7 protein-coding genes are annotated in these 7392 nt (G+C 72.1%); 3 read left to right on the top strand and 4 right to left on the bottom strand.

Features of this window, described 5'->3' with window-relative positions; genetic code table 11:
- Positions 1-180: 180 nt before the first annotated feature.
- The gene (locus ACFV6I_RS23620; RefSeq protein ID WP_063348359.1) at positions 181-2010 is read right to left on the bottom strand and encodes an acyl-CoA dehydrogenase; all 1830 of its coding nucleotides are present in this window, start codon (positions 2008-2010) and stop codon (positions 181-183) included.
- A gap of 214 nt (positions 2011-2224) precedes the next feature.
- On the opposite strand from ACFV6I_RS23620, the gene ACFV6I_RS23625 reads away from it, so the two are divergent.
- Both ACFV6I_RS23625 and ACFV6I_RS23630 read left to right on the top strand, forming a co-directional pair.
- Complete coding sequence (locus ACFV6I_RS23625; protein ID WP_063348360.1) at positions 2225-2728, top strand: SseB family protein; 504 nt, start codon at positions 2225-2227, stop codon at positions 2726-2728.
- A gap of 126 nt (positions 2729-2854) precedes the next feature.
- Entirely contained in the window at positions 2855-3805 is a 951-nt protein-coding gene (locus ACFV6I_RS23630) for a pirin family protein (RefSeq protein ID WP_063348361.1), read from the top strand.
- Positions 3806-3845: 40 nt separating this feature from the next.
- Here the strand turns inward: ACFV6I_RS23630 and ACFV6I_RS23635 are convergent, their stop codons facing one another.
- From ACFV6I_RS23635 to ACFV6I_RS23645, 3 genes are all read right to left on the bottom strand, one after another.
- Entirely contained in the window at positions 3846-4667 is an 822-nt protein-coding gene (locus ACFV6I_RS23635) for a protein phosphatase 2C domain-containing protein (RefSeq protein WP_063348362.1), read from the bottom strand.
- Positions 4668-5022: 355 nt separating this feature from the next.
- Positions 5023-5643: a TIGR03086 family metal-binding protein gene (locus ACFV6I_RS23640; RefSeq protein WP_380427492.1), complete on the bottom strand. Its 621-nt coding sequence runs from the start codon at positions 5641-5643 to the stop codon at positions 5023-5025.
- Complete coding sequence (locus ACFV6I_RS23645) at positions 5640-6506, bottom strand: alpha/beta hydrolase (protein WP_380427494.1); 867 nt, start codon at positions 6504-6506, stop codon at positions 5640-5642. Before ACFV6I_RS23645 ends, ACFV6I_RS23640 begins: the two co-directional genes overlap by 4 nt.
- Before the next feature lie 175 nt (positions 6507-6681).
- Between ACFV6I_RS23645 and ACFV6I_RS23650 the strand changes: the two genes are divergently transcribed.
- Positions 6682-7323: a TetR/AcrR family transcriptional regulator gene (locus tag ACFV6I_RS23650; protein ID WP_063348365.1), complete on the top strand. Its 642-nt coding sequence runs from the start codon at positions 6682-6684 to the stop codon at positions 7321-7323.
- Positions 7324-7392: the final 69 nt, after the last annotated feature.

Below are 7392 nucleotides of genomic sequence, written 5' to 3' on the forward strand. Positions count from 1 at the left end.
CCGCGCGCCCCCCTCACTTCCTGGGGGGCCTGTCTGGCACGCTCCTGCCAGGCGGGGCGGGGCGGGGCCGGGCCCCCGCACCCCCCCCCCGAGAGGGTGGTGTCAGGCGGTCGGAGAGGTGTCACGCCCCTCGCGGCGCCCTTGGGGGCGCGGCGGCGGGTGACGGGTGGGGCGAGGGCCTCAGAAGGCCTCCTCCGCCAGGTCCATGATCTCGTTGTCGATGCCCTCGGCGATCAGCCGCTGCGGGGCGACGGTCGGCAGGACGTTCTTGGCGAAGAAGCGGGCCGCCGCGACCTTGCCCTGGTAGAACGGGACGTCCTTCTCCGAGGCGCCGGCCTCCAGCTTGGCCAGGGCCACCGCGGCCTGACGCAGCAGCAGCCAGCCGACGACGACGTCGCCGGAGACGAGCAGCAGGCGGGTGGTGTTGAGGCCCACCTTGTACATGTTCTTGACGTCCTGCTCGACCGAGGTGAGGTCGGCCAGCAGCTTGCCCACGATGGCGTCCAGGTCGCCGACGGCCTTGGCGAGCAGCTCGCGCTCGGCGGCCAGGGCGTCGCCGCCCTCGGCCGCGCCGAGGAACTTCTGGATCTGCTCGGACAGCGCGGTGAGCGCCTGGCCGCCGTCCTTGACGATCTTGCGGAAGAAGAAGTCCTGGCCCTGGATCGCGGTGGTGCCCTCGTAGAGGGTGTCGATCTTGGCGTCCCGGATGTACTGCTCGATCGGGTACTCCTGCAGGTAGCCGGAGCCACCGAAGGTCTGCAGGGACTGGGCGAGCTGCTCGTAGGACTTCTCGGAGCCGTAGCCCTTGACGATCGGCAGCAGCAGGTCGTTGAGGCGCTCGGCGGCCTCGTCGCGCTCGCCGCGCAGGCCGGCGGCCACCATGTCGTCCTGGACGGACGCGGTGAACAGGACCAGCGCGCGCATGCCCTCGGCGTAGGCCTTCTGGGTGAGCAGCGAGCGGCGCACGTCCGGGTGGTGGGTGATGGTGACGCGCGGGGCGGTCTTGTCCAGGAACTGCGAGATGTCGGCGCCCTGCACGCGCTCCTTGGCGTACTCCAGGGCGTTCAGGTAGCCGGTGGAGAGGGTGGCGATGGCCTTCGTGCCGACCATCATCCGGGCGAACTCGATGATCTTGAACATCTGGCGGATGCCGTCGACCTTCTCGCCGAGCAGCCAGCCCTTGGCCGGGTGCTTGGCACCGAAGGTCATCTCGCAGGTGTTCGAGGCCTTGAGGCCCATCTTGTGCTCGACGTTGGTGGCGTAGGCGCCGTTGCGCTCGCCCAGCTCGCCGGTCTCCCAGTCGAAGTCGAACTTGGGGACGATGTACAGGCCCAGGCCCTTGGTGCCGGGCTTGCCGCCCTCGGGGCGGGCCAGCACCAGGTGGATGATGTTCTCGGACATGTCGTGCTCGCCCGAGGTGATGAAGCGCTTCACACCCTCGATGTGCCAGGAGCCGTCCTCCTGCTTGATCGCCTTGGTGCGGCCGGCGCCCACGTCCGAGCCCGCGTCGGGCTCGGTGAGGACCATGGTGGCGCCCCAGAGGCGGTCGGTCATCCGCTGGGCGACCTTCTTCTGCTCCTCGGTGCCCTCGTCGTGGACGACGCCGGCGAAGGCGGGGCCGGAGGAGTACATCCAGATGGCCGGGTTGGAGCCCAGGACCTGCTCGGCGTAGGCCCAGATCAGGGAGGACGGGGTGACCTGGCCGCCGATCGCCTCCGGGATGCCCAGACGCCACCACTCGGCGTCCATGTAGGTCTGGTAGCTCTTCTTGAAGGTGGCCGGGACCGGCGCGGTGTTGGTCTCGGGGTCGAAGACCGGCGGGTTGCGGTCGCTGTCGACGAAGGACGCGGCGAGGTCGTTCTCGGCGAGGCGCGAGATCTCGCTCAGGATGTTCTTCGCGGTCTCGACGTCCATGTCCGCGAACGGTCCGGAGCCGTAGACCTGCTCGCGACCGAACACCTCGAAGAGGTTGAACTCCACGTCCCGCAGGTTGGACTTGTAGTGACCCATGGCCGTTTTCTCCGGTTCGTCGCTTCCGGGAGACCGCCGCGTTCGGGCGCCCCGTACCCACCAGTACGCATCATGATGCTACCCAGCGGTAACTTGGGCAAGCCCCTGGCGGTGAATCCGCTATGAACGTGGTCACGTCCCACAAGGCGGGACGACCAGTCCTTGTCAGGATCGACGCCCGCACGGGCGGGTGCGCTCCCGATAGCCTGTCCGTGTGTACGGATATGACCAGAACGCATACCCGGGCGACCCCTACCAGCAGCAGGCGGGTCCGCAGCCGGGCATGAACGGCATGCCCGGCCCCGACGCCTACGGCGCGCAGTCGCAGGCGTCCCAGCAGTCCCTCTACCCCGAGCCCTCCCCGCCGTCGCTGGCGGACGCCGTCCGGGCGTTCACCACGGGCTCGATGGCGGTCGAGGACTTCCAGGCCATCTTCATCACCTCGAAGGTGCACTGCCCTCGCGGCGAGCGGCCCGGCTTCCTGGCGCTGCACAACACGCCGACGCCGGTGATCCCGATGTTCAGCTCGCTGAAGGAGCTGCGCCGCTACGCCGGCAAGGACTCCAAGCACTTCACCGTCACCGGCGCCGAGGTCCTGGACCTGCTGCCGACCGGCTACGGCTTCGCGCTGGACATGGAGGGCGAGCACCGGATGGTGTTCGACGCCAAGGCGGTCGAGCAGATGGTCGACTTCACCATGCGCCGCATGTACGGCTGACCCATCCTGGAGGAGGAGCCCCGCGCTCCTTCGTCACCATATGGTTCAACTTTCAACTTGCTTGTTGTTGAGAATTGAACTAACCTCGTGGACGTAGGCCAGAGGAACCCCCCGAAGGAGGCCGACATGCCCGCCGTGACCGTCGACAACCCGCTGACCCTGCCGCGCGTCGCCACCCCCGACCCCGCCGCCACCAGCGCCCGGCCGGTCCTCACCATCGCGACCGCACCCGAGGGCTTCGAAGGCGAGGGCTTCCCCGTCCGCCGCGCCTTCGCCAAGATCAACACCAAGCACCTCGACCCGTTCATCATGATGGACCAGATGGGCGAGGTGGAGTACGCCGCCGGCGAGCCCAAGGGCACGCCCTGGCACCCGCACCGCGGTTTCGAGACGGTCACCTACCTGATCGACGGCGAGTTCATCCACAAGGACTCGCACGGCGGCGGCGGCCACCTCGGCGGCGGCGACACCCAGTGGATGACGGCCGGCTCGGGCATCCTGCACATCGAGACGCCGCCGGAGTCGCTGGTGGCCACCGGCGGCCTGTTCCACGGCATCCAGCTGTGGGTCAACCTCCCGGCCTCCGACAAGATGGCCGCCCCGCGCTACCAGGACATCCACGGCGGCCACGTCAAGCTGCTCTCCACCCCGGACGGCGGCGCGATCCTGCGGCTCATCGCGGGCGAGCTGGACGGCCACCGGGGCCCGGGCGTCACCCACACCCCGATAACCCTGCTGCACGCCAGCATCACCCCGGGCGCGCAGGTCACCCTGCCGTGGCGGCCGGACTTCAACGCGCTCGCCTACGTCCTCAACGGCGACGGCACCGTAGGCGCCGAGGGCCGCCCGATCCACACCGGGCAGGCGGCCGTGTTCGGCGAGGGCGACACCATCACCATCACCGCCGACACCAAGCAGGACTCCCGCCACCCCAACCTGGACGTGATCCTGCTCGGCGGGCAGCCGATCCGCGAACCGGTCGCCTGGTACGGGCCGTTCGTGATGAACAGCCACCGCGAACTGGAACAGGCCATGCGGGACTTCCAGTCCGGCCGGTTCGGCCACCCGATCGACTGACGGCACCGCCCCCGGCGACGCCTCGGCCGTCCTCCGCGCGCTACAGGAGCGCGTAGACGGCCGAGGCGTCGTCGTGCGCCTTGCCGCGCGGCCAGCGCTCGCAGGCGGCGTCCGCCCGCTCGACCTCGCGGACCTGCGCGATCAGTTCGCCCGGACCGGACTCGGCGAGCAGCCGCAGCGCGTCCGCCCAACTCCCCAGCCCGAAGCGCTCGGTGAAGCGCGAGGCGCCGTCGGTGAGCGCGGCCAGCGCGTGCAGCCGCTCCAGCCGGACGAAGCCGGTCTCGGCGTGCCCGGCCGCCTTCGGGCTGGCCGCGGCGATCCACGGACCGTTGCCCCGGTTGCGGGCGGACCGGACGGCCAGCGCGTACTCCAGGTGCAGCGCGGCCCGCTCGGCCGAGCCGGGGACGGTCGCCCAGACCTGCCGGCGCAGTTCCTCCCCGCCGGGGAAGCGCTGGTTGTCCCCGATCACCTTCGGCGGGCCGTCCTTGTACTCCAGCACCAGCAGCGAGTCGCCGAGCACCAGGTACTCCAGCGACTCGCCGTGCCGGCGGGCCGCCACCACCATCGCCGCGGGGGTGTTGGGGTGGCCCAGGTCGCAGCGGCCGCCGTGCAGCGCGGCCGTCTCCACGATGGCGTCGGCCAGGCACTCGGCGATCGAGCGGTCCACCCGGTCGGTGAGCCGGGCGAGCAGGTGCACGCCCAACCGGCGGACGTACCAGGCGGTTCCGTGCCGGCACCCGGACTCCAGGCCGGTCGGCGAACTCGCACCGTCCAGCAGTACCAGCGCCTCCGGCGAGGCCGCCGCGAAGTCCTCGCTCTCGCGGTCCGGCCGCCGTGCTTCCCCTGCGAGCTGTAGCTGCATCCCGACAGTGTGGCCGCCGCCCCCGGCCCGCGCCCAGACCCCTGCGCCGGTGTGGCGCGGGCCGGTCGCCGCCGCCCGGTGGCAGCCGGGGCAATCCGGTCATACCGTCGAATAACGACCGGACAATTCGGCCAATCAGGGCCTGTCAGGTTTGGGATCACCTTCGGGTGTCCGGGCGGCCCGGGACTGACGAGGAGCAGGAGATGTTCTGGGAGTTCATCGTGCTAGTGGCCGCCTCGACCGGCTTTCCGACCGCCGCGCTGCTCTTCCTGATCGGCGGGCCGCGCTTCCCCGACGAACAGCGCGGCGGCCGGCACGCCTAGCTCTCCGAACCGGGCTATCCGGGCCCGCGTTCCTAGGCCTTCCAGACCGGGTCCCGCCCGAGCAGGGCCAGCGCGCGGTCGAACCGGCCGCCCGCCGTACCCGCTTCGAGGCGCGGTGCGAACGCCTTGCCCGGCACCCGGTTCTCCGGTGCGGCCGGGACGGCCTCGGCGACCGCCAGCAGGGTCGCCGCCAGCTCCTCGTCGCCGTCCACGACGGCGGTGAACGGGGCCTGGACACCGAGCGCGGCCGCGACGTCCCAGCCGTGCACCAGGGTGTCGAGCAGGTGGAAGCCGACCGCGTGCGCCAGCGGGAAGGGGCCGCCGTGCTGGATCTCCGGCAGCCAGACGTCGCGCCCGGCCGCCGCGGCCTCGCGGAACGCCGCGGTGAGCTCGGCGCCCGTGCGGCGGAAGGCGCCCGCCGGGTCGTCGCCGACCGGGGCGTCGGCCCAGAGCGCGAGGTCGGGCCCGGCGCCGCGGGCGGCCGCGGCGAAGCCCTGGTGCTGGCCGACGATGTGCTCCATCAGCCGGCGCAGCGTCCAGCCCGCGCACGGGCTCGGCAGCTCCAGCTGGTCGGGCCGCAGGCCGTCCACCACTTCGGCGGCCAAGTCCAGCGATCGGGCGTGCAGTTCGACGAGTTCTCCGGCACGGCTCATGCGGCGCTGACCTCCTGACCGGCCGACAGGAAGCCGATCGCGTTGTCGATGACGGTGGGCTCGGCGACGATCCGGCGGTGGCCGAGCCCTCGGGTGACCAGTAGTTCCAGCCGGTCACCGTACGCGGCTTTCAGGCGCCGCGCGTGCGATATTCCGACCACGTCGTCGCCCTCGTCGTGCGCCACCAGGATCGGCAGCGGCACCTCCTCGGGCCGGTGCGCAGCGTCGAAGCGCCGCCACGGGTCCTCGGTGCCGGCGAACAGCTCGTGCTCGATCCGGTGCCGCAGGTCCCGCTCGATCACCGGGCCGAGGCCGAGCCCGGCGCAGAACGCGCCCGGCAGGTAGGCGAATTCGCTGACCCCGGCGAGGGCGACCAGCCGCCCGGCCCGGACTCCCTCGCGCAGCGCCAGGAACGCCCCGGCCACGCCCAGCGAGTGCGCCACGATCGCCTCGAACCCGCCGTAGTCGTCCTGGAGTTGCCCGGCGACGGCGCGGTACTCCAGCACCGTGGTGGCCCGGCCGCCGGAGTCGCCGTGGCCCGGCGCGTCGAAGGCGACCGGGCTCAGCCCGAGCGCGCGCAGCCGGGGCACGTAGGGGGCGAAGCGCGAGGCGCGGGAGCGCCAGCCGTGCATCAGCAGCACCGGCCGGGCGCCGTCGCCCCAGCGGTAGACGACGACCTCCTTGCCGTTCACGGTGATCCGCTCGACGGCGGCCTGCCGGTGGGTCTCCCGCTCGGCGGGGCGGACGGCGCTGCGCCGCAGCGGACGCTGGAACAGCTCGTACGCGGCGCGGCCGGCCAGCCGGGGCGCCAGGTGCGAGGTGGTGTTGAGGGCGGTGCGAACCAGTGCGAGGGCCGGGTCCATGCGGTCTCCCTGTCGGTGCGGACGGGCGTGCCGGGGTGCGGGGGCCGTACTGGGTCCGGATATTAGCACGACCGTTCGTACAGTTTTATGGACGGGAAGTCCGCCGCCCACCCCCGGGCTACCCTGGCGGCACACACCGCGACGGCGACGGCGACGACGAGAACTGAGGTGGCCGATGGCCGGATCGACCACGGACGGACGGGTCCTGCGCGGCGAGGAGACCCGCCGGGCCGTGCTGCACCGCGCCGTCACGATCGCCTCCGTCGAAGGCCTCGGCGCACTCTCCATCGGCCGCCTCGCCACCGACCTCGGGCTCAGCAAGAGCGGCGTGTTCGCCGGCTTCGGATCCAAGGAGGAGCTCCAACTCGCCACCGTCCGCGCCGCCCGCCGCATCTTCGCCGACGCCGTCGTCGCCCCGGTCGCCGACACCCCGCCCGGCCTCGCCCGAGCCCGCGCCCTCTGCGAGAGCTGGCTCGCCTACTCCCGGGCCCGGATCTTCCCCGGCGGCTGCTTCTTCTACGAGGTCACCGCCGAGTTCGACGCCCGCCCCGGCGCCGTCCGGGACGCCCTCGCCGACTGCGCCCGCGAGTGGCGCCAGGTGATCGCCGACGCCCTCGCCGAGGCCCGCGCCACCGGCGGCCTGCGGCCCGACACCGACCTCGACGACCTCGCCTTCGCCCTGATCGCCCTCCTGGAGACGGCCAACTCCCAGGCCGTGCTGCACGACGAGGACATCCCCTACCAGCGGGCCGCCCGCCTCCTGCTGCGCCTGCTGCGCGCCGAGGCCACCGACCCGGCCGACCCGGCGCTCGCCTAGAAGACTGATGAAGATGTTGGGTTCTGGCCCCGCCGCGTGAGCGGCGGGGGCCGAAAGGTGTGTGGGCGG

Source organism: Kitasatospora sp. NPDC059803, from assembly GCF_042732255.1.
In the GTDB taxonomy this organism is placed as follows: Bacteria; Actinomycetota; Actinomycetes; order Streptomycetales; family Streptomycetaceae; genus Kitasatospora.

Coding starts and splice junctions, on each gene's coding strand:
- ACFV6I_RS23650 (WP_063348365.1), top strand. CDS start 6,682: ATGGCCGGATCGACCACGGACGGACGGGTCCTGCGCGGCGAGGAGACC.
- ACFV6I_RS23620 (WP_063348359.1), bottom strand. CDS start 2,010: ATGGGTCACTACAAGTCCAACCTGCGGGACGTGGAGTTCAACCTCTTC.
- ACFV6I_RS23630 (WP_063348361.1), top strand. CDS start 2,855: ATGCCCGCCGTGACCGTCGACAACCCGCTGACCCTGCCGCGCGTCGCC.
- ACFV6I_RS23635 (WP_063348362.1), bottom strand. CDS start 4,667: ATGCAGCTACAGCTCGCAGGGGAAGCACGGCGGCCGGACCGCGAGAGC.
- ACFV6I_RS23645 (WP_380427494.1), bottom strand. CDS start 6,506: ATGGACCCGGCCCTCGCACTGGTTCGCACCGCCCTCAACACCACCTCG.
- ACFV6I_RS23640 (WP_380427492.1), bottom strand. CDS start 5,643: ATGAGCCGTGCCGGAGAACTCGTCGAACTGCACGCCCGATCGCTGGAC.